22 protein-coding genes and 1 riboswitch are annotated in these 20,270 nt (G+C 42.0%); of the genes, 6 read left to right on the top strand and 16 right to left on the bottom strand.

The annotated features are described in order from the left end of the window. Window positions 1–108: 108 nt before the first annotated feature. From ypeB to prsW, 3 genes are all read right to left on the bottom strand, one after another. Complete coding sequence (gene ypeB / locus UB32_RS14715; protein ID WP_044394932.1) at window positions 109–1,458, bottom strand: germination protein YpeB; 1,350 nt, start codon at window positions 1,456–1,458, stop codon at window positions 109–111. Between the two features lie 12 nt (window positions 1,459–1,470). Further along, window positions 1,471–2,241, bottom strand: a complete 771-nt coding sequence (sleB, locus tag UB32_RS14710) for a spore cortex-lytic enzyme (RefSeq protein ID WP_044394930.1) — start codon at window positions 2,239–2,241, stop codon at window positions 1,471–1,473. A 116-nt stretch (window positions 2,242–2,357) separates the two neighbouring features. After that, window positions 2,358–3,029, bottom strand: a complete 672-nt coding sequence (gene prsW / locus UB32_RS14705) for a glutamic-type intramembrane protease PrsW (RefSeq protein WP_044394928.1) — start codon at window positions 3,027–3,029, stop codon at window positions 2,358–2,360. A 104-nt stretch (window positions 3,030–3,133) separates the two neighbouring features. On the opposite strand from prsW, the gene UB32_RS14700 reads away from it, so the two are divergent. Then, window positions 3,134–4,105 (top strand): asparaginase, encoded by a 972-nt coding sequence (locus tag UB32_RS14700; protein ID WP_431305975.1) that lies wholly within the window; start codon window positions 3,134–3,136, stop codon window positions 4,103–4,105. 39 nt (window positions 4,106–4,144) lie between these two features. On the opposite strand, the gene UB32_RS14695 is transcribed toward UB32_RS14700, so the two are convergent. From UB32_RS14695 to UB32_RS14675, 5 genes are all read right to left on the bottom strand, one after another. Further along, on the bottom strand, window positions 4,145–5,116 hold the full coding sequence (locus UB32_RS14695; protein ID WP_044394924.1) for a YpdA family putative bacillithiol disulfide reductase: 972 nt from the start codon (window positions 5,114–5,116) through the stop codon (window positions 4,145–4,147). A 101-nt stretch (window positions 5,117–5,217) separates the two neighbouring features. After that, complete coding sequence (locus tag UB32_RS14690; RefSeq protein ID WP_044394922.1) at window positions 5,218–6,495, bottom strand: Glu/Leu/Phe/Val family dehydrogenase; 1,278 nt, start codon at window positions 6,493–6,495, stop codon at window positions 5,218–5,220. A 210-nt stretch (window positions 6,496–6,705) separates the two neighbouring features. Continuing rightward, window positions 6,706–7,296: a genetic competence negative regulator gene (locus tag UB32_RS14685; RefSeq protein WP_044394920.1), complete on the bottom strand. Its 591-nt coding sequence runs from the start codon at window positions 7,294–7,296 to the stop codon at window positions 6,706–6,708. 149 nt (window positions 7,297–7,445) lie between these two features. Continuing rightward, complete coding sequence (locus tag UB32_RS14680) at window positions 7,446–8,234, bottom strand: metallophosphoesterase (protein WP_044394918.1); 789 nt, start codon at window positions 8,232–8,234, stop codon at window positions 7,446–7,448. Between the two features lie 230 nt (window positions 8,235–8,464). Further along, the gene (locus UB32_RS14675) at window positions 8,465–9,097 is read right to left on the bottom strand and encodes a CBS domain-containing protein (protein WP_044394916.1); all 633 of its coding nucleotides are present in this window, start codon (window positions 9,095–9,097) and stop codon (window positions 8,465–8,467) included. 143 nt (window positions 9,098–9,240) lie between these two features. Between UB32_RS14675 and UB32_RS14670 the strand changes: the two genes are divergently transcribed. Genes UB32_RS14670 through UB32_RS14660 form a run of 3 tightly spaced genes read left to right on the top strand, consistent with a single transcriptional unit; the run spans window position 9,241 to window position 10,324 of the window. Then, on the top strand, window positions 9,241–9,471 hold the full coding sequence (locus UB32_RS14670) for a spore coat associated protein CotJA (protein ID WP_044394914.1): 231 nt from the start codon (window positions 9,241–9,243) through the stop codon (window positions 9,469–9,471). Beyond that, window positions 9,468–9,728: a spore coat protein CotJB gene (locus UB32_RS14665; RefSeq protein ID WP_044394912.1), complete on the top strand. Its 261-nt coding sequence runs from the start codon at window positions 9,468–9,470 to the stop codon at window positions 9,726–9,728. Before UB32_RS14670 ends, UB32_RS14665 begins: the two co-directional genes overlap by 4 nt. A 26-nt stretch (window positions 9,729–9,754) precedes the next feature. Further along, window positions 9,755–10,324: a manganese catalase family protein gene (locus UB32_RS14660; protein WP_044394910.1), complete on the top strand. Its 570-nt coding sequence runs from the start codon at window positions 9,755–9,757 to the stop codon at window positions 10,322–10,324. A 32-nt stretch (window positions 10,325–10,356) separates the two neighbouring features. Here the strand turns inward: UB32_RS14660 and UB32_RS14655 are convergent, their stop codons facing one another. The 5 genes from UB32_RS14655 to UB32_RS14635 form a co-directional block, all read right to left on the bottom strand. After that, on the bottom strand, window positions 10,357–10,815 hold the full coding sequence (locus tag UB32_RS14655; protein WP_044394908.1) for a YpbF family protein: 459 nt from the start codon (window positions 10,813–10,815) through the stop codon (window positions 10,357–10,359). Window positions 10,816–10,881: 66 nt separating this feature from the next. After that, window positions 10,882–11,526 carry a LysM peptidoglycan-binding domain-containing protein gene (locus tag UB32_RS14650; RefSeq protein ID WP_044394905.1) on the bottom strand — a complete coding sequence of 215 codons (645 nt, stop codon included), beginning with the start codon at window positions 11,524–11,526 and terminating at the stop codon, window positions 10,882–10,884. Next, the gene (locus UB32_RS14645) at window positions 11,519–12,121 is read right to left on the bottom strand and encodes a CPBP family intramembrane glutamic endopeptidase (protein ID WP_044394903.1); all 603 of its coding nucleotides are present in this window, start codon (window positions 12,119–12,121) and stop codon (window positions 11,519–11,521) included. Before UB32_RS14645 ends, UB32_RS14650 begins: the two co-directional genes overlap by 8 nt. After that, on the bottom strand, window positions 12,118–13,620 hold the full coding sequence (locus tag UB32_RS14640; protein WP_044394901.1) for a RecQ family ATP-dependent DNA helicase: 1,503 nt from the start codon (window positions 13,618–13,620) through the stop codon (window positions 12,118–12,120). Before UB32_RS14640 ends, UB32_RS14645 begins: the two co-directional genes overlap by 4 nt. Further along, window positions 13,611–14,672, bottom strand: coding sequence for a helix-turn-helix domain-containing protein (locus tag UB32_RS14635; RefSeq protein WP_044394934.1), 1,062 nt, complete (start codon window positions 14,670–14,672; stop codon window positions 13,611–13,613). The genes UB32_RS14640 and UB32_RS14635 overlap by 10 nt, the downstream gene beginning before the upstream one ends. A gap of 292 nt (window positions 14,673–14,964) precedes the next feature. Here UB32_RS14635 and UB32_RS14630 point away from each other — a divergent pair, with 292 nt between their 5' ends. Beyond that, window positions 14,965–15,213: a ferredoxin gene (locus UB32_RS14630; protein WP_042457981.1), complete on the top strand. Its 249-nt coding sequence runs from the start codon at window positions 14,965–14,967 to the stop codon at window positions 15,211–15,213. Between the two features lie 106 nt (window positions 15,214–15,319). On the opposite strand, the gene UB32_RS14625 is transcribed toward UB32_RS14630, so the two are convergent. Then, entirely contained in the window at window positions 15,320–15,901 is a 582-nt protein-coding gene (locus UB32_RS14625; protein WP_044394895.1) for an ECF transporter S component, read from the bottom strand. Between the two features lie 160 nt (window positions 15,902–16,061). After that, window positions 16,062–16,193: riboswitch (FMN riboswitch) on the bottom strand. Between the two features lie 276 nt (window positions 16,194–16,469). Between UB32_RS14625 and serA the strand changes: the two genes are divergently transcribed. Further along, window positions 16,470–18,047, top strand: coding sequence for a phosphoglycerate dehydrogenase (gene serA, locus UB32_RS14615; RefSeq protein WP_044394891.1), 1,578 nt, complete (start codon window positions 16,470–16,472; stop codon window positions 18,045–18,047). A 42-nt stretch (window positions 18,048–18,089) separates the two neighbouring features. On the opposite strand, the gene UB32_RS14610 is transcribed toward serA, so the two are convergent. Beyond that, window positions 18,090–18,902, bottom strand: coding sequence for a histidinol-phosphatase (locus UB32_RS14610; protein ID WP_044394889.1), 813 nt, complete (start codon window positions 18,900–18,902; stop codon window positions 18,090–18,092). Window positions 18,903–18,971: 69 nt separating this feature from the next. Further along, a complete protein-coding gene (locus UB32_RS19565) occupies window positions 18,972–19,937 on the bottom strand; it encodes a M23 family metallopeptidase (protein WP_044394887.1) in 966 nt (321 codons plus the stop codon). Window positions 19,938–20,270: the final 333 nt, after the last annotated feature.

The raw sequence follows: 20,270 nt of genomic DNA, 5'->3' as shown, positions 1-20,270 counted from the left end.
GACACTAGACAAGCGACTCGAGGGGCTAGGCGCTGGAGCTAGACAATTCTCAAAGTGAATTTTATACTTTCTTATTCTTTAAAAAAAAGGGAAAGCATCTTGCTTTCCCTAAACGACATCTTCATAAACGGGTTCTGCATTATGAAGCTTTTCAACCATTTCTTCTGTCCCATCTTCCGCATTGATGTAGATTCTGAAAGTATCTTTTCCGAGGGTACCTGTAAATTCGTAACATAGTACCTCTTCATTGAGATCATTCATGATGACGGCTTTTTTCTCATCCATTATTTTCAGTTTTGGATTTACCTTTTTCTTTGCCTCTTCATTCGTAATTGCTGGCTGCGGAATTTCCCTTGCTTTATTGGATTTCAAATAATTCTCAGCTGAAAAGCCAATGATATCCCCGTTATCCAGGGCAATCTTCAAATTAATCGCATCAGGATAGATTCTGACCTGATCTTGAACACCGACAAAGGTAAAAACGCCGATATTATCATATTGAGCACTTTCAAACAGGTCCAGATTCGCAAACTTATGCTCCTTCAAGAAGGTGATCGCCTTGTTGGATGCATCATTCAAACTCAGTTTACGCTCCTTTACATCACGGTTTAGTAAAAACCAGATTGGATACCCTCCTTTTTTCGTGATATCCATATTAGCCTCAAGCTTTGTTTTTGGATCCTCTATCGAAACGCTGTAAAAACCATAATCCGATCCCTTTCCACTTTCGGTAACCTTCACATGACCAGCATTGCCGACAGGAACATATTTCCGAGTGATCTGGACTGCCTCATCTTTTGAAATGGTTTTACCAGGTAACTTTTTAAAGTTTTCATCTTTTTTTTGAAGATTGATTTGCGCCGGGCCAAAATCCGTTTCAGAATACCCTTCGACTGTCTTTTCGACTGTCTTAAATCCATCAATAATGGTATTATCTGATTGCCCCTTTTCGGTAGCAAGCGCGAGCTCGACATCCATCCAGCGAAGATTATTTTTCAGTACCATATGCTGTACCTCTCTTAAATCTTGCTGAATTTCACCCGATTGCTCATATAGAGTTTTTAAGGTTTCATATTCTTTATCACTCAACGGCTCCTTATCAAGATCACGAACAGCCGCTTTATAGCTGAAGTTCCCAATATTCGCAAGAAACTCTTCCGTTTTATTAAAAGGCAGCAGAGTCAGTGGTAGTTGCCCGACATCACTATGAGCCTCTGAAGTGATTTTCCAAACTTCTGCTAACTGAGGGGACAAGGAGCCCCTAGAATTCATCGCCAAGGTTGTGCCAATTTTATCATTCAGTATGTCCATTTGATAGGTCAGATCATGAAAAGCCCTTTGATAGTTATTTTCCGCATTAATCAGTACGGCTGTTTTTTCCCTATGCTCCTGATAACCCCAAAATGCAGTGCCGACAATCCCAATTACGAGTATTGCTATCGCTATTCCTCTTAGCATTTTTACTCACCTCTATTTGCAAAAAATATGTTTCCCAATCTGCTTGATTTGCGGACGAGACCAAATCCATGCACTGGTCGCAGTCTCAGGATTGAAGTAGTACAAGGCATTTCCAGTTGGATCCCATCCATTAATTGCATCGAGGACTGCCTTTTTCGCCGTCTCATTTGGCGTCAGCCAGATCTGTCCATCCGCAACAGCAGTAAAAGCCCGCGGTTCAAAGATGACCCCTGAAACTGTATTCGGAAAAGTGGCACTCTCCAGTCTGTTCAAAATGACTGCTGCAACTGCAACCTGCCCCGTATACGGTTCCCCTCTTGATTCCCCGTATACTGCGTTGGCCATAAGCTGAACGTCATTCTGGGAAAAACCTTTCGGTGTGTTCGTCGCGGCTGGTTTTGATGCGGTCTGGTTTTGACCACCTCCACCTCCACCACCAGCCGTTTCGCCTCCCCAAGCAATCTTAGCGTTTGGCGTCGCATTTGCCAGTTTTATTTTAGTCTGCCATCCTGCGATACCGTCGACCTTCATGCCAAACTCATATTGAAAATTTCGGAGAGCCCAATAGGTGCCCCAGCCAAAAACTCCGTCAATTTTGCCACTATAAAAGCCAATATGCTTAAGTCGTGACTGAAGTTCGATGACATCCTCTCCTACTGCTCCTTGCTGCAGCACCTGGTTCGTAAATGCTTCTGCTCGTTGATCAACCTCGTTAACTTGCACTAAAGTTAAAATCAAAGCCAAGGCGGTCGCCAATTTTAAGATAGACCGATTATTCTTCATTGATTTGCCAACCTCCAAGATGTGAACTTAAAAGATTACTCCTATTTTTTGTTAAGAGTTAACTTTTATTCCACAAAACAAAAAAACTCTTCCATTTTGTATAAATGGAAGAGTTTTTAGATAGGAAATTGTTTGTTCATATACTGTAGCGACAGCACCCTTGCCTTTTTTACTTTCATCAAGCCAAGCCACCAAAGGAAAATCATAAACGGGATCATCAGAATCATCCAGTCTTCTCTCGTCATCAGGATAAAATCATATGTCCCATGAAGCAGAACGGGAATGGATAAGGAAAGAAACAACCATTTCCTTTGTAGAACGGAAGCAAATTTCGCTTTCCCAATATAATACCCCATGATGACTCCGAAAAGTGCGTGGCTTGAGACTGGCAGCAATGCTCTCCCTATTGCATAATGGAGGCCATTGGCAAGCAAGTAGAAAATATTTTCTGCAGTTGCGAACCCAAGCGACACAGATACACTGTAAATAATCCCATCGTACGGTTCATCAAAAGCAATATGCTGAAAAATAATATAGAAAAGGATAAACCACTTGAAAAATTCCTCTAAAAGGCCAACTGTGCCAAACGCTTTGAAAAAGTTCCCTTGGAAAAGTCCTTCTGCAGCAAGAACATATTGAATGAACATAAGCGGAAATACTAACAATGCACCAAATATAAACATTTTAAACACGAGCGCTATCGGTTCAGAGTCATATTGGTCTTTCAGATAAAAGTAGCTTAACAGCGCAAGACCCGGAGCAATTCCGGCAGTAACTATTCCAAGCATTATGCTGTCCTCTTTTCAATTTGTTTTTTTCATCGTATCATGTAATGAGAGGAAAGAAAATGGATTATTATTCTTTCTCATTGGTCTTTTCGGAGGGAATCGTTTTGAAGAAAAATATTTTACTGATCCACACAGGCGGAACCATTTCCATGAGCGAGGATACAACCGGCGCAGTGAAACCTGGCAGAAATAATCCCTTAACACAAGGTACTGAACATCTGTCAAGCATTGCCAACCTCATCATCGAAGAACCTTTTCATTTGCCCTCACCGCATATCACTCCAAAAGAGATGATGCGCTTAAAATTCATCCTTGAAGAATATGGCAGAAAAGGAGACATCGACGGAGCGGTGATCACCCACGGAACAGATACACTCGAAGAAACAGCATACTTTTTGGATCTGACATGCCAAGCAGACTTTCCGATTGTTGTAACAGGCGCAATGCGTTCAAGCAATGAAATAGGTTCTGATGGCCTTTATAATCTTATTTCCTCCATCAGGGTTGCTTCCAGTCCTGAGGCAACACGACAAGGTGTGCTCGTAGTTCTTAATGATGAAATTCACACAGCAGTGAATGTTACCAAAACGCATACAAGCAATATCTCCACTTTTCAAAGTCCGCAGTATGGACCGCTAGGCATCGTGACCAAAAGAGGGGTCCTTTTCCATCACACCCCTACTAAACATGAAAGCTACGATGTGCAGGACATCAACAAAAACGTCTACCTAATCAAGGCGCATGCAGGGATGGACTCCACTCTTTTGAATGCGATTCTCGATCTAAAAGTGGATGGAATCGTTATCGAAGCCCTCGGGCAAGGAAACCTCCCTCCGGCTGCATTAGATGGTTTGAACCAGTTCATCGCGAATAATATACCGGTTGTGATTGTATCCCGAAGTTATGCCGGGATCGCCCAGGATGTATACGGCTATAAAGGTGGAGGAAAACATTTAAAAGAAATGGGCGTCATTTTCTCCAACGGTCTCAATGGGCAGAAAGCACGACTTAAATTGCTTGTAGCGCTTGCAAACACGGACAAAATGGAAGAAATAGCCGAGATGTTCAGTTTTTAGTTTTTTGCAAGCGCCTTTTACAACCCTTTCAAGATTCCATTAACAGCGATTCTGATTGTCAATTGCTTCTGCAATCTGAGCGCCATGGAATCGCCCATTCTCGATGAAGATCTCATTTGCATTGTTCCCAGCTGCGATCACACCTGCTATATATACGCCTGGTACATTTGTTTCCATTGTTTCTGGATCAAAATGCGGCCGACCAGTTTCTTCATCGATGTTTACACCGATTTTTCGAAGGAATGCATGGCCTGGCCGGTAACCAGTCATCGCAAAAACATGATCATTTTTCAAACTCAGCGTTTTTCCTTCATTTTGGTAAACGACGGCACTGTCAGTGATCTCTTTCACGTTAGCGTCAAAGATCATCTTGACTGACCCCGCTCTTACAAGCGCTTCAAATTCTGGCAAAACCCATGGTTTGATGCTAGAGGAATAGGCAGCTCCCCTATAAAGAACGGTCACACGTGCTCCGGCCTTCTCCAGTTCGATGGCAGCATCAATGCTCGAGTTTTTCCCCCCAATGACAACGACATCCATATCAAAGAAAGGATGTGCTTCCTTGAAATAATGGGAAACCTTGGACAACTCTTCACCAGGGACCGCCATGAGATTTGGATGGTCGTAATACCCGGTTGCGATGACGATATTTTCTGCTGTGTATTGCTGCTTCGTTGTTGTCACATGAAAAAGCAGCTTGCCTTTGTTGATAACATCCGTCACTCTTTCGTACTTATGGATTCTCAGCTTTTCACGCTTGACCACTTCACGGTAATAGACAAGCGCCTGGTTTCGTTTTGGTTTGAGATTCTCAGTTATGAATGGCACATCTCCAATTTCCAGCTTTTCACTGCTGCTGAAAAATGTTTGATGGGTCGGATAGTGATAGATCGCATTTACGATATTTCCCTTTTCAATGATAAGCGGATTTCTTCCCTTCTTTATCAGGGCAATAGCGGCAGCAAGTCCGCACGGGCCTCCGCCGATAATGATGACATCTTCGTTATTCATATTTTGGAACCACTCCCCTTATCAAAAAAATCTCCCATCATTAAATGATAGGAGATTTTATCTTTAGATTCAATAAAGAACCCTTTCCCTGAAAAAATTTATTAAATCCAGCCCCTAAATCTGCTTGCTTCTGCCATTTTTCTAACTCCGACCATATAAGCAGCCAGGCGCATGTCTACTCTTCGTGTCTGAGCCGTCTCATAGATGCTGTCAAAGGACCTTACCATTACCTTTTCAAGTTTCTCTTCGACTTCCTCTTCTGACCAGTAATACCCCTGGTTATTCTGGACCCATTCAAAGTAGGACACTGTTACGCCGCCAGCTGAGGCAAGAACATCAGGTACAAGCAGGATTCCTCGTTCCGTTAGGATTTGAGTTGCTTCCAATGTCGTTGGTCCATTAGCAGCCTCTACGACGATGCTTGCTCTGACATTTCGGGCGTTTTCTTCTGTAATTTGGTTTTCTATCGCAGCTGGAACGAGGATATCACAATCAAGTTCCAACAATTCTTGGTTTGTTATGGTGTCATGGAATAATTTAGTTACTGTGCCGAAGCTGTCTCGACGGTCAAGCAAGTAATCAATGTCCAGTCCATCCGGATCATGAAGGCCGCCATAAGCATCCGAAATACCGATGATCTTCGCCCCGGCATCATGCATAAATTTTGCTAAGTAGCTACCCGCATTTCCAAATCCCTGAATGACCACTCTTGCTCCTTCTATTTCGATATCTCTTTTTTTTGCAGCTTCACGGATACAAATCGTGACGCCTTTGGCAGTTGCCGATTCACGACCATGTGATCCACCGAGTACCAGCGGCTTTCCTGTAATGAATCCTGGAGAGTTAAATTCATCTATACGACTATATTCATCCATCATCCAAGCCATAATCTGCGAGTTCGTAAAAACATCTGGTGCGGGGATATCCTTCGTTGGACCAACGATCTGGCTGATCGCTCGAACATAACCTCGGCTTAATCTTTCCAGTTCCCTGAAAGACATATCACGAGGATCACAAACAATCCCGCCTTTCCCTCCGCCATAAGGCAGATCAACGATGCCACATTTTAAACTCATCCAGATTGATAAGGCTTTTACTTCTGTCTCTGTTACGTTCGGATGGAAACGTATTCCTCCCTTTGTTGGACCCACTGCATCATTGTGCTGTGCCCGGTAGCCAGTAAAAATTTTAACAGATCCGTCATCCATTCTAATGGGGATTTTCACTGTCAACATCCTGAGCGGCTCTTTTAAAAGCTCATAAACCTCTTCTGGGTATCCGAGTTTTTCCAAAGCCTTGTGGATAACAGTTTGTGTAGATCGTAAGACGTCATTTTTGTCTTCTGTATGTTGATTTTCATTACTGTTTGCGGCTACCATCGATAAACCTCCTAAATCACTTTTGCGGATGTTGTCTGCTTTCATGGATTAGTATACACCTTTGGGTTTTTTATGCAAGAAGAAAAAAACCGTTTTCAGCATTTTTTGACCATTTTAAGAAAACGCTATCATTCCCGTTAATTAGCGTTAGAACTCATGAATTATCACTGAACCTCCAGTATCATTTTAAGCAGGAAAAAAGCCGAAGCTCTATCCATCTTTTTCAAAATAATGGACGAGAGTTTCGACTGCGTTTTCCTCGATAATTTCCTTTCCATATTCAAGCAATCTATGAATGCTTAAAAAAGAGGATACTCCAAATTCAGCCAATAAAGCCACCGTCTTCTCTGCCTGTTCAGGTAAAATACCATTCATATGCAGATAGTACTGATCATTCATATAGTGCAGGCTGCCTCCGGCAATTCCAGCATGCTTCAATCTCTTGGCCAGATGGATCACGTCCTCGATATCCTCGAACTGAAACAAAATCTCTTCCCTTCCATCAACCGTTACTTGCATTTCAATGATCCCATCATCAAACAGTTCTTCATCTTCATCCTGTTCCATCATTGTAATGATCATAACCATTCCTTGAGCATGCAAAGAGAAAATTTCGACTGCAACTGATCCGATGATATCCAAATCGAATTCCTCACTTGCCTCCTCCAGCATATCGTGAAAAAGCTGATGCCATTTCAAAGAATCCTTCCAAATATCTTCTTTGGTCAATCCCCGGTCGGATAAGTCATCAACCGTAAGGAAAATCTTAATTTTATTGGTGGTTAATCGTTCTAAGCGCATAAATCATGCCCCCTGCCATCGACAAAGCTCTTATTTTAGTTTATGAAAATATTGCAGGTTGGTGAGTTATTTCCATGTGTCGATATGCTTTTCAACCATTTTTCCCACTTCGCCCTTGTTTACGCTACTGTTTGTTCCAAAATTCATACTCAGCTGCCAGATTCGCTTTTAGGGGCCAATGTAATCAGATGGGTTTCAGCCTTTGCTCCCAGCCTGAACGGAACCCCTGTTGTTCCATATCCATTACTTGTCAGAACGGTTGCGCCTTTTTTCTTTTTTATGCCACCCAGTTCATAAGGACCAAAACCAAAGATTCTGATTTGACCTCCATGGGTATGTCCGCTCAATACAAGACTGATTTTGTCATCCGGCTTTAAACGGTTGACAATCGCCGGATTATGGCTTACAAGAATGCGAAACCCTTCTTCCTCAGCATCCCTCACTGCTAAATCGAGTCTGCTTTTCCCAAGCCCGAGATCATCTATTCCTAAAAGATATAGGACGTCGCCTTTTGCTGACTCAAATTTAACTGCAGTATTGTCCAGCACCTTTATCCCTGTATGATACAATAAAGAGTCAAGTTCATGGGAATTGAATTCATAATCATTGTTCCCCCAAACAAAAAATACAGGACCGACTTGTCTCAGCTTCTCAAGATTGGCGGAAACCCTTTCCAAAGGAACCCCTTTTTCCGCAAGATCCCCTCCAATGATGACGAAATCGACCTCACCTTTCACTTCATTGATGATGGAATCTGAAACAATACGCTTATGGATATCTGAAATAAAAAAAATTTTCACGGTACCAAAGCTTGCAGGAAAATCCTTCAATCGAATTTCGTCCCTTAAAACTCTGTCCTGAAATGCCTGTCTATACATATATAGTAGAAGGAGGCAGCCAAGCAGCAGCATCCCAATTAGAATGTAAACAATCTCCATCTCTTCCTCCTGCAATAACTACAACTGACCCATTTCTATGTTTTCAGGTGGGCTAAATGACATCATACCATAACGCAAACCGAAAACGAAAAAGAAAAGCTGTTCTGCCATCCCTAATAATTCAGAAAAAAACGAAAAAAATCCTTGACTAGACTGACCTTCTTCAAGCAGAAAAAAACCTTCCACACCTATGTGTATGAAAGGTCATTATTTTATTTCTGTTTTGAAAATTACACTTCATGGATGTCGAGCACCCGGAAACCGGAGTCCTCTAGCTTTTTGATAAACTTGGCAATATTATCTTTCTTTTCAATTTTCATGACGATCCGACGTACAAGCTTGTCTGTCTCGTCAAAAGTGACCAATGAGATAATGTCTTCATGGAATTGGTGGGCAATATCAGCCAGTCTGGCGATTCTTCCTGCAGTTTCAACAGAGGTAAAGGCGATTCTGACACCCTCTCTATGCACTCCAAATGCACTCTGGAATTGGTCCAGTACATCTGAACGAGTTACCGCTCCCTGAAATTTTCCATTTTCATCGACTACCGCCAGAAGTGGGATATCCTTTAACTTAACCAGTGTGCTTTCAAAAAACTCAATGCCGTGAAGGATTTGATCCTGAAGACATAGAATATCCCTTGCCACCTTCTCTTTAAGGAAGTCGCCCTTTTCTTGACCATTTTTGAAGTATTCCCGATAAATGCCAAACCTTGTGACAACACCAGCATATTTGTCTCCATCTAAAACTGGAACACCATCTATTTCGTTTCCGTCCAGCTTTTCAAGCACGTCCTGCAATCTATCTCCGACTTGTGCTGTTATACATTTGTACTTCGGTATCATAATACTTTTCACAAACATTCGATTCACCCCAAATTCAAAAATACTGCTTTACCTTCTATTTCTACATTTCTAGAAAAATCCCTTCTTTACAAGATAAATTTAACATGAAATAAAATTTTGTTCATAAAATGAAATGAAGTTTAGATAGAGGAGGACTTAAATTGTCATCACACAGAAGAGTTTGGTACCCATATGTCAGTCCCTTCGATCCGTGTCCGCCCATTAAGGCGAAAGCGTATTCGACACCACCGAGTCTTTTTCTTGGCTACCAGCCACCAAATCTTGAACAGTTTACACCAATGGAAGCGTTAAAAATTGGAACATTATGGAAAGTTTTCTATGATCCGTGGTATTCACCATATGAGGTTTCAACGGAGGAGGATCAATCATGAAACAATTGCCGAAGGAATTTTATGCGGCGATGGAAGAACTTCAGGCGGTTGATTTTGTTCTTGTTGAGCTCACTCTGTATCTGGATACCCATCCCGAAGATTATCCATCCATCAATCAGTTTAACCAGTTCGCGAAAGAAAGACGAAGATTAAAAAGGGTCGTTGAAAGCATGTACGGCCCTCTCCAGCAATATGGCAACAGCTATTCTGATTACCCTTGGAATTGGGCAGAAGGTCCATGGCCTTGGCAAATATAATCTTAACTTAGAAGGGGGGAAGGGAAATGTGGGTTTATGAAAAAAAGTTACAATATCCTGTAAAAGTTAGTGCTTGTAACCCAATGCTGGCAAAATTTTTGATTGAACAATACGGAGGGGCAGATGGAGAACTGGCAGCAGCATTGCGATACTTAAACCAGCGCTACACGATTCCTGATAAGGTAATTGGGCTCTTAACTGATATTGGCACCGAAGAATTTGCTCATTTGGAAATGATTGCTACTATGGTTTATAAATTGATGAAGGATGCTACTCCTGACCAAATAAAAGCAGCTGGTTTGGCTGGCCATTACGCAGATCACGGCAAGGATTTATTTTATCATAATGCGGCGGGGGTGCCTTTTACAGCAACCTATATACAGGCAAAGGGTGATCCTATCACTGATCTATATGAAGACATTGCAGCAGAAGAAAAGGCGAGAGCAACTTACCAGTGGATCATAAATTTGAGCGATGACCCTGATCTAAATGATGGGTTAAGATTCCTTCGGGAACGGGAAATCATCCATTCTCAGCGTTTTCGGGAAGCGGTAGAAATCTTGAAGGAAGAGCAGGGAAAAAAGAAAATTTTCTAAGGCAGAGCAGAAGCATCCAAACTGGATGCTTCTTATTTATTCTCATGATAAAGATTGATATCAAATTTCTTTTTCATCATATCAAAAACAAGATGCCGATTTTTCCATTCCTCCTCTTTCTTCCATAGATCCTTGCTGCGGTCCACGATTTCACATCGTAAGCCCTGGTACTCTTTCTCGGCTTTTTCCCGCTTCTCCTTCAGCAAAACCATCAGTCCATATGTTCCCGCCGTCAGAATAAGAAAAGATAGATTTGCAGAATTCTGGACATAAGCTGAAAATATTTCTGCGAAGGAATATGAATAAGGCTGTATCACGGTTACATAAAGATAGAAAAAATAGATGGAGGTCAACCCTATTGTAATCCATACCGATAAAAGATGCCTTGCTGTATATCGATCGAATTTTTTCTTCCGATCTATTACATTTTGCAGCATTTGTTTAGTAGCAGGATCTGTACGCTCATCCAGATTGATAATTTCTTGTTCCATGGCAAGCCCCCCTATTACTATTTTTATGACCTTGTCCATGAAGATATGTTGTTCAATCAAAAATTGTTAGTTTTTTATCGGAATTTTCAGCACTTGTCCTGTACGAATTTCATTTCCCTCCAAATTGTTTGCTTTCTGAATGATCTCGATCCCATCTTTAGACTTATAATAGGTCATTGCCACTCTGAATAAGGTTTCACTCGGTTTTACAGTATGATAGAGAATTGTTTCTCCTGCCTCCAAGCTAGAAGAAGCAGACGCGGCGGATGAGTCCTTGTCACTGTTAACGGAAGAAGCTGTTGAAGGTGCAGGCGCTGCTGTGACTGGCCCAATTTCTTCCGTACGTTCAGCATCATCTTTGAGTACTGGTGCCAGCTCTTTTTTTTCGAGCTTTCTATTTGTCCCGTTTTCCTTTCGCTCAACCGTGATCATTTCCACTCCTGCTCGCTCAAACGTTTTCTTTAATGGGTTCTCCTTTCCTTCCAAATAGGAAAGGATACTAAAAAAAGAAATCGGCAGCAGGATGAATACCAATGCCATCATTCTGATCACTGGGTATTTCACTTTCACTTTCGTTTTTTTGCTTTTTTGTCGATGGAGCTCACTTCTAGGTGGCAATGTATCCTTTTGCTCCGCTTTCCGCTCAGATTTGCGTTCCACCCTTTTTCTCAGCCGTTCCGCCTGGTCCCTGATCGGTTTTTCCTTATTCACTTTCTGTTCCCCCATTTGCTGGATGAGCCTTGAATTTTATGATCAATCCTATGATAAAATCAATAACAAAATGCATAACGATGGTCACCGCCAGATTGTTCGTGATTAAATAAATATAGCCAATCAAGAAACTCAAAAAAATAATATTCATAAACAAAAACCAATTGAACAAATAACGATAGTGCATAACTGCAAAAACGAAGCTTGAAACGATCAGACCTGCATTTGTCTGGATGACTCCCCGAAAGAGAATCTCTTCACTGGCAGCAACGATCACTGCGATCAACATGATCTCTGGGACACTCCTATTCTTGAAAATTCTTTCGTTTAACCCACCATCATCATAATATGCTTTCGGTAAATATTTCATAAGGATGACGTCGAGCGAAACGACCGCTACCCCTGCCCCTAATCCGTACAATAAGATATTTCGATCGTCCCACACGAATAATCCCCTGAATTCCTTTACGCTATCAAACAAAAACATTCCCAAAATAGCCGAAATCGTTAATAGGAAAATTTGCGTTGCTGTCAGATGGAACAGCAGTTCCTTTTCAGTAAGACCTGCGACCGTTTCTTTATATCGATCTTTCATTCTATTCGCTCACTTATTAATAAAATGGAAGCCAAGTCATGTTTCCAATCCATCACAGTTTCCTCCTGTTCAATGGATGACTTGGTTTCTTTATAATGCTCCCTATTGATTCCACAGCTGCTACAGCAATTTGCGGGCTTATTTGCCAGTTCTTCATTAAATGATTCCAAGATAAATTCCCTTTTGCACCCTGGAGTCTGAATCCAGTCTAGCATTGTCCGGATTTGCTGCTTTTTGACAGCTATACGGTTTTCAACCAATTGCATGAGAGTTTCCGAATCTGCTAAATAATTTTGACTCTCCAGATTAGACAAGTACTCCATGATAATTCTCCATTGGATCTCAGTGAAGCCGCAAACCATCGATAACTCTTCAGCTCGCTGACTTAAACCATCGTAAGGAATTTGCTGTTCCATTAGAACGCCGAACAATCTCTCCACCTGGTATTGATCTGGAAGCTCGGCTTCAGCAAGCTGGTATGCCAGCTGCTCATCACCTGGAGAATAGAGCAAAATGGCAATGGAATCCAATCCATCTCTTGCAGCTCTGCCAATTTCTTGAAGATACGACTCAAGTTGCATAGGCATGTGAAAATGAATGACGTACCGCACATTATCCTTATTGATGCCCATCCCAAAAGCACTGGTGGCACAAACGACATCCAACTGTCCATTAATGAACTGTTGCTGGATTAGGACACGACTTTCCGAATTAAGCCCCCCATGATAGGCCATTGCCTTCTTTGTGCCTTTTTCCCTCAATTGTGAAGCTGCTTGCTCAGCTACTTTTTTACTGGAAAAATAGATAATCCCAGGTCCTTTAAAAAAATTCACTAGCTCATGTGTCCTCTCCAGCTTTTCCCGGAAAGAAGCTACACGCTCCAGTGCGAGTGAAATCGCTGGACGGTCGACGGAATAGACTACTTCCTTCCATTCCTCAAGATAAAGCTTCTCAGCGATATCTTTGCGAACTTCCTCAGTGGCAGTTGCGGTTAATGCAAGCGTTAGCGGTTTTCCAAGCTTCTTGCGGAATTCCCCTAGCTTAAGATAATCCGGCCTAAAGTCATACCCCCACTGCGAGATACAATGAGCCTCATCCACAACGAACAGCGCCACAGACAGCCTCTTCAGCCGATCCTGCACAGACTCCATTCCCAGCATTTCCGGAGATAGGAAAATATACTTATAGTTTTCAAGGTTTAGAAGCGCAAATGCCTTTTGCTGAGGAGACAGGAAGGAATTCAAGGCAATCACCCTTTTTTCACCCATGGCCATTATTTGCTCCACCTGGTCCTGCATTAGCGACAGAAGGGGCGAAACGACTAATACAGCTCCTTCAAGGATGTACCCAGGCAATTGGTAGCACAGAGATTTTCCTGTCCCTGTCGGCAGCATGGAAATAGTATGATTTTTCTCAATGACCGCATCAATTGTTTCATGCTGGCCAGGTCGGAAATCAGGAAAAGGAAAATATTTGGCCAAATACTGTTTCAGTTCCATTCGATATCACCATATTTAGCGAGCACAAGCCTGATTTCAAAATAGGAGGCATCCGTCACTCGTTCTTTCATTTGTTTTAATTTTTTCGCAGAAATCTGCTGTGCTGCCAGCAAAATTCTCTCCTGTTTGCTAGCTGGTACATAGTAATCTATATCAAATTCCGTTTTTATAAGCGCAATTTCGACAATATGATCTTCGATTGTGCCTTGCTTAAGATTCCTGACTGCGGCAACCTCATCCGCACTATAACCCAGCTGGAGCAATTTGTATGTTTTTTTTGCAGAGAGGGTCAATGGCTCCAAACGTTCTGCCTTATTTAATAAGCCGTCAAGAAGGGGATATGCAGATGGAACATCGAGTATTTTGTTAAACATGAAATGCAAACAGTTCAGAAACTCATAGTGATAATGAGTCGGTTCCATCCCGATCTGTTCAGAGGCTTGCGAGAGCGTCAAACCAATTTTTTTGAAGCCAGTCAACCTTATTATGACCAATTCCGGTTTGATTGCACTATTCTCCAAAGCGGAAATCAGTTCCTCATACAGCCTTTCAGCAAGAGTATAACGATCCCCGCTTTGCTGTTTAATAAATTGCTTCACCCAGCTAAGCGTTTCTTGCTTATTACGGATGGGGATATAGGAACGTTCTTGATGGATCAAATTTGAACTCACCTGAACAAGGAGAGTCAACCTTTCCCAGAAAGACTCGGTTACTTGATGGTACTTCCAGCCATTTAAAAATTCAGGAAGTGGACATTTAGCTAAATGCAGTCTAAGCTTCTCTTCTCCTCTGGATGTTAATAGGACTTTTCCTTCTGCTATCTCCTCAACTAATCCTCCGCGCTTCAGGCTTTCCATCATTTTTTCCAGCCGAGAGCGGCTGACTGTGGGATAGGTAGAAAAATACGGAGTAAGTTTATATAGATGGGCATCCTGGATCGTTTGCGAGGACCGTTTCCCTTGTAAAAGATGTAGCAGGGCATAGATCGTTCTCTCGCCATTGATCCTTTTCAATATTGACAAAACAACCGACTCTAAATAGGTTAACCCCATGCGATCACCCTTGTACTGTAATGCTAATAAATCCTTTACGGAAACAGAAAAAAATTCCCTTCCTGCTATAGCAGGAAAATAATATACCATTATTTTAACATGAAAATGACAGGCAGAATGTTTTATTTTCAGCGTTTCATTCTTGCAAAAACTTATCTGATAAACATTCTCAAAACTTTTTTTATTGAAATGTTGGCGATACAGTTTTACAATAGGATTGAGGAATACGTTTTCACTGAAATCAGTGAAGATTAGCATATTATTTTGTTAAACACTTGGGAGGAATTATATCATGGCTAAGTACACAATCGTTGACAAAGAAACTTGTATTGCATGTGGAGCTTGCGGTGCGGCTGCTCCTGATATCTATGATTACGACGACGAAGGCATCGCTTTCGTAACACTTGATGACAACGAAGGCATCGTTGAAATTCCAGACGTATTAATCGATGACATGATGGATGCATTTGAAGGCTGCCCAACTGACTCAATAAAAGTGGCAGATGAACCATTTAACGGAGACGCAACGAAGTTTGAATAAATCCTTACATAAATTCCCGCTTAGTAAGCGGGAATTTTTTTTAAATAATGATCATTAAACAGCGAAAAAGCAACGGTGCAGGCCGTCGCTTTTTCTTTTTAGACAATTAGGCACTTTTATAGTTTTGCTGTCTCTCCATCCACGTTTTCATTCTTGCAAACATTAGCATGAAGACAACAGACATCAGTACGCCTTTCACAAAGTTAAAGGGCAGGATCCCAGCCACAATAAACTGTTTTGTTTCTGGACCTGACATTGCCGGCATATTCAAAAATAAGGTGTAGGCGGGCAGGAATACATAGTAATTAAGGACACTCATGAAAATCGCCATGCTTACTGACCCTGACACTAAGGCAAATGTCATGCCTTTTTTCGTTTTCATTCGCTGATATATATAATAAGTTGGCAGTATGAATAAAACTCCTGCTACAAAGTTGGCGGCGTGGCCTACTGGCACTCCAGTTTCACTGCCTGTCATGAAATAATCAAGAATATTCTTTATAAGTTCTACTAAAATACCTGCAGCTGGGCCGAATATCAACGCAGCAATCAATGCAGGTAGATCGCTGAAATCGACCATCAAAAATTTTGGAAACGGCGGTAGCGGAAAATTTAGCAGCATTAATACATAAGCTATACTGCTCAACATTCCAATTGAAACCATTGCTTTTACACTAAGATTTTTCATTTTCCTCTCTCCTTAGAGATCCATCTCACATAAGGAAGAAAGATTCATGCACACATACCATTTGTCACATAAAATCCCCCAAGTTTTATTCTTGAGGGAATGACGACTAAGGCATGCTTAATAGCCGTTCAAACCTGCAATTTTTGAACGCCTGCAGAACCTCCATCTTCTCCCATCCAGACTTTACTGTCGGCTTTGGAATCGCACCAAATCCTGCCACAAAGGCTCGCGGGCTTAAAGAATTAACCTTATTACCGCCGATCGGGAATTTCACCCTGCCCCGAAGATAGACCATATTCATTTACATGTTTATTATACTGAAAAAAAGAATACTTGTGAAGGTGTTTGCTTGTGACGGTTTTATGTCTTTAAAGCACCTTTTCTTCACTGTGGAAGCTAAACTCATGATCTTCAAAAATTCGGAAATTTTCCGGGATAGCTTATAAGAACTGTTTGAATTGATAGCGTTTACATACTATTCATGAACATTCGGACCATTTGACAAAAGAATATTCGTCTTGTAAAATGATCTGAAAATTGTTTTTATTTACATAAGGAGTGATCTACTATGTTTCAGGTGTTAGCTGCTGATTCAATCAAGGAACAAGGCTTACAGCCATTGCTGGAGTGGAAGCAGGCACAAGTATATTCAGGGGGAATTGATTCCGGACTCGTCAGTTTAGAAAAAGTGGATGCGTTATTGGTAAGAAGTGCGACCAAGGTAACGGCCGAACTGCTCGACTCCATGCCTTCTCTAAAAATCGTCGGTCGGGCAGGTGTCGGGGTCGATAATATCGACATCACAGCTGCGACAAAACGAGGAATCGTCGTCGTTAATGCTCCTGATGGAAATACGATTTCCACTGCTGAGCATACTTTTGCGATGATGGCAGCATTGATGAGGAATATCCCGCAGGCGCACGCTAATGTAAAGAGTGGGCAATGGAACAGAAATCAGTTCATCGGAAATGAACTTTACGGCAAAATGCTAGGAATCGTTGGCTTAGGAAGGATTGGATCGGAGCTTGCCAAAAGGGCAAAGGCTTTTGGGATGTCGGTTAAAGTGTACGATCCATTCTTAACGACCGAACGAGCTGAGGTGTTAGGCGTCCAGCTATCCACCTTCGACAACGTTCTTCAAGAAGCGGATATTATCTCCGTCCACACACCATTGACGAAAGAAACAAATGGGCTTCTTAACGAAAGGACCTTGAGCAAGACGAAGAAAGGCGTGTATCTCCTAAATTGCGCCAGAGGCGGAATCATTGATGAGATGGCCCTCGCTCATTTTATTGAAATTGGCCACGTAGCCGGGGCAGCCTTAGACGTTTTCAAAGTCGAACCTCCAGGAGACCATCCTTTGCTCTCGCTTGATTCCGTTATTGTCACTCCGCACCTCGGTGCTTCGACAAGAGAGGCACAGCTGAATGTCGCAACACAGGTAGCCACGGAAATCAGGTCCTTTTTTGAAAATAAACCTGTTGCCAACTCGATTAATCTACCAGCTATGTCTAAAGATATCTATGAAAAAATACAGCCCTTCCACCAGCTGGCAAAGCAAATGGGCAAAATCGTCTCGGAATGCCATAACAAAGGTGTCAATGAATTGACAGCCACCTATTCAGGAACTGCAGCAGAACTGGAAACATCCTATTTGACGAAAGCACTTCTGGCAGGTTTTTTTGAAAACCGAATTGAGGTGAAAGTGAACGAAGTGAATGCGATCCATATCGCGAAAGAACGTGGAATCATGGTCGGAGAAAAGGTAACAGGTAATTCATTCGGTTATGCCAACACAGTGACCGTCACTGCAAGCGGCGACGGAGAAGCTTTTACAGCGAGAGGAACCTATATTGATCACTATGGCCCGAGGATAGTCAGCCTCGATGGCTTTAATATTGATTTTCATCCATCAGGAAATTTGCTGTATATTCAGCATATGGACCGTCCAGGTGTGATTGGAAATGTAGGAAGGATACTTGGCGACCATGATGTGAACATCGCAACCATGCAGGTTGGCAGAAAGGAAGCCGGCGGCGAAGCCATAATGGTCCTATCCTTTGACAAGCCACTTTCCGATGAAATGCTCACCAAGCTTGAGTCGCTGCAAGATATCGTTACAATCAATACCATTACTCTTTCATGATAGAAAACAGGCCTCGAATTGAATGAGAGGCCTGTTTTTTCCTTACCCGAGCGGAGCTGCTTTTCGTTCACCTTTTGAGAAAGTCATGACCTCTTTGTAGCCAACCTCTTTCGCAAGCTCAAGGGCCTGGTCAAAATCAGCGCCAACATGTTCCGGGACATGGGCATCTGAAGACAATACAATCGGAATTTTTTTATCAAAGCACATTTGCAACAGCCTTTTATCTGGATACAAGGTTTGAGTAGGTTTCCGTAATCCAGCAGTGCTAATTTCCACGCAAGTCTTTGATTGTGCAAGTGCCGTTGTCGCTCTTTCATACTGCTCCAATAGAAAGCTTTCCTCTTCAGGTACATAGTTAAAGATTTTTACAAGATCAATATGTCCAATAATATCAAACAAATTGGACTGAGCCAGGGTAACGACCTGGTCAAAGTACTTTCGGTATACTTCCTTTACATCCCTTTTATCCCATTCTTTTCGGTACTCCGCGAGATCAATTCCAAAGTCTCCAATCCAATGAATCGATCCGATCACATAGTCAAAATCATAGCTTCTGATAAAATGCCCCAATTCCGCATGTCTTCCGGGGGTATAATCCATCTCAATCGACATCTTCACGTCTATTTCATTCCTCCAGGCTTCTTCAAATAGACGGACATAATCGGCCATATCATAGAACCTTCGTTCATCTACCCATTTATTTCGCAAAATATCAGATGTTTGATAAAAATGATATGCATGCTCTGAAATCCCAAAATGCTGTATTCCATTTATGCTTGCTGCATCGGTAAACTGTTTCAAATAATCTAGCGCTAATGTACCTCTTTCCAAATGATTATGATAATCCGTCAGCATTGTTCCCATTCCTCCCTGTGACTCTTTTCCCTATTATACTTTCAAGTGATCACAGGAACAAGAAATTGCTTAACGGGTGTCCAATACTTGCTGCGGCTGGATGGTGTCTGTTTGTAAGTTATTCCATGCTTTTAGCTGATTGACTGTAGTATTGGTCTTCCTGGCGATCGAGATCAAAGTGTCTCCGGAGACGACGATATACTTATTTTCAATAGGCTTTGGTATGACTAACACCACTCCGCTGGCTATTTGGTCGCTATTGAGCTGATTGCTTTGCTTGATTACCTCTACCGTCGTATCATTCATTTTCGCGAGCGACCAAAGCGTTTCTCCAGCTTTAACTATATGCTTTATTTCAGGCTGCCGCTGACTGACTTCCGGTAATTTCTGTTGCAAATTATCATTCGATTCAGCTTTCCAACTATCCTGCTGATTTATCGCAATTTCTGCTGGCAACTGTAGCTTGCCGACTGTTTCCATTGTAGATTCTTTTGCCCTCGCCAACGCCATCGCCTCAACAGGCTCGCCGACAGCGGTGTTTCCTAATGCTAAAACGGGATCAACAGCATTTTCTTTTTCGTAAGTCCATTTTTCCTTATGCATTTCAAAATGCAGATGAACACCGGAGGAATCTCCCGTATTGCCCATAAGGCCGATAACATCTCCCTGCTTAACTTCCTGTCCTTCCTTAACCATCCTGTTATTCAAATGTGCATAAACAGTCTCCAAGTTATTTTCGTGCTTAATGAATACTACATGACCGTATGAACCTGAATAATAGGATTTTGTCACAATACCGTTATCCACACTATGTATCGGAGTTTTCAAGCCTCCTGCAATATCAATTCCTTTATGATGGCCATGTCGTGTTCCATACAGGTCGGTAATGACTCCTCCGGCCGGCCATACCCAATCTGAAGTTAACTCTGGTATATCGAGCGTTTCTGCCTTAGTGTGTTTTCCGCCAAGAAACAGCAAGCTGATACAGAGTCCCATTAACCCGGCAATGAGCAAACGCTTTAGATAATCCTGCATTTCCTTCCTCCTTAACTTTTTACTCCCTTTCCATTTCTATGACAGCCTGTACAAAAATAGAACTGCGCTATCGGAAAAACAGCCGTTAAAAAACACATTTGTTATAATTAGTGGTTTGCTGTTTTTTTATGCAAAAGCAGGAAAATTTATTGCTTTTTTGTCTGCGAAAAGCGCAAACCCTTGGTCAGCCCCGACAATCGCTGGAGCTGGATAATCTCGAGGTGAATTTTATACTTTCTTATTCAAAAAAAAAGGAAGACCTGTTCGAGGCCACTGAAAAAGTCCTTAAAGGTTGGCCTTGTTAAAATGAACCGGTTGATCTCCACTCCAGGT

This window comes from Mesobacillus subterraneus (genome assembly GCF_000934845.1).
Classification (GTDB): Bacteria; Bacillota; Bacilli; order Bacillales; family Cytobacillaceae; genus Mesobacillus; species Mesobacillus stamsii.
Note: the sequence above shows the minus strand (reverse complement) of the source record. Positions and strands in the feature narration are given on the sequence as shown.

What these genes read in the sequence shown, in the direction of transcription:
- ypeB (WP_044394932.1), bottom strand. Translation starts at nt 1,458, where the DNA reads ATGCTAAGAGGAATAGCGATAGCAATACTCGTAATTGGGATTGTCGGC.
- sleB (WP_044394930.1), bottom strand. Translation starts at nt 2,241, where the DNA reads ATGAAGAATAATCGGTCTATCTTAAAATTGGCGACCGCCTTGGCTTTG.
- prsW (WP_044394928.1), bottom strand. Translation starts at nt 3,029, where the DNA reads ATGCTTGGAATAGTTACTGCCGGAATTGCTCCGGGTCTTGCGCTGTTA.
- UB32_RS14695 (WP_044394924.1), bottom strand. Translation starts at nt 5,116, where the DNA reads ATGAATAACGAAGATGTCATCATTATCGGCGGAGGCCCGTGCGGACTT.
- UB32_RS14690 (WP_044394922.1), bottom strand. Translation starts at nt 6,495, where the DNA reads ATGGTAGCCGCAAACAGTAATGAAAATCAACATACAGAAGACAAAAAT.
- UB32_RS14685 (WP_044394920.1), bottom strand. Translation starts at nt 7,296, where the DNA reads ATGCGCTTAGAACGATTAACCACCAATAAAATTAAGATTTTCCTTACG.
- UB32_RS14680 (WP_044394918.1), bottom strand. Translation starts at nt 8,234, where the DNA reads ATGGAGATTGTTTACATTCTAATTGGGATGCTGCTGCTTGGCTGCCTC.
- UB32_RS14675 (WP_044394916.1), bottom strand. Translation starts at nt 9,097, where the DNA reads ATGTTTGTGAAAAGTATTATGATACCGAAGTACAAATGTATAACAGCA.
- UB32_RS14665 (WP_044394912.1), top strand. Translation starts at nt 9,468, where the DNA reads ATGAAACAATTGCCGAAGGAATTTTATGCGGCGATGGAAGAACTTCAG.
- UB32_RS14660 (WP_044394910.1), top strand. Translation starts at nt 9,755, where the DNA reads ATGTGGGTTTATGAAAAAAAGTTACAATATCCTGTAAAAGTTAGTGCT.
- UB32_RS14655 (WP_044394908.1), bottom strand. Translation starts at nt 10,815, where the DNA reads ATGGAACAAGAAATTATCAATCTGGATGAGCGTACAGATCCTGCTACT.
- UB32_RS14645 (WP_044394903.1), bottom strand. Translation starts at nt 12,121, where the DNA reads ATGAAAGATCGATATAAAGAAACGGTCGCAGGTCTTACTGAAAAGGAA.
- UB32_RS14640 (WP_044394901.1), bottom strand. Translation starts at nt 13,620, where the DNA reads ATGGAACTGAAACAGTATTTGGCCAAATATTTTCCTTTTCCTGATTTC.
- UB32_RS14635 (WP_044394934.1), bottom strand. Translation starts at nt 14,672, where the DNA reads ATGGGGTTAACCTATTTAGAGTCGGTTGTTTTGTCAATATTGAAAAGG.
- UB32_RS14630 (WP_042457981.1), top strand. Translation starts at nt 14,965, where the DNA reads ATGGCTAAGTACACAATCGTTGACAAAGAAACTTGTATTGCATGTGGA.
- UB32_RS14625 (WP_044394895.1), bottom strand. Translation starts at nt 15,901, where the DNA reads ATGAAAAATCTTAGTGTAAAAGCAATGGTTTCAATTGGAATGTTGAGC.
- serA (WP_044394891.1), top strand. Translation starts at nt 16,470, where the DNA reads ATGTTTCAGGTGTTAGCTGCTGATTCAATCAAGGAACAAGGCTTACAG.
- UB32_RS14610 (WP_044394889.1), bottom strand. Translation starts at nt 18,902, where the DNA reads ATGCTGACGGATTATCATAATCATTTGGAAAGAGGTACATTAGCGCTA.
- UB32_RS19565 (WP_044394887.1), bottom strand. Translation starts at nt 19,937, where the DNA reads ATGCAGGATTATCTAAAGCGTTTGCTCATTGCCGGGTTAATGGGACTC.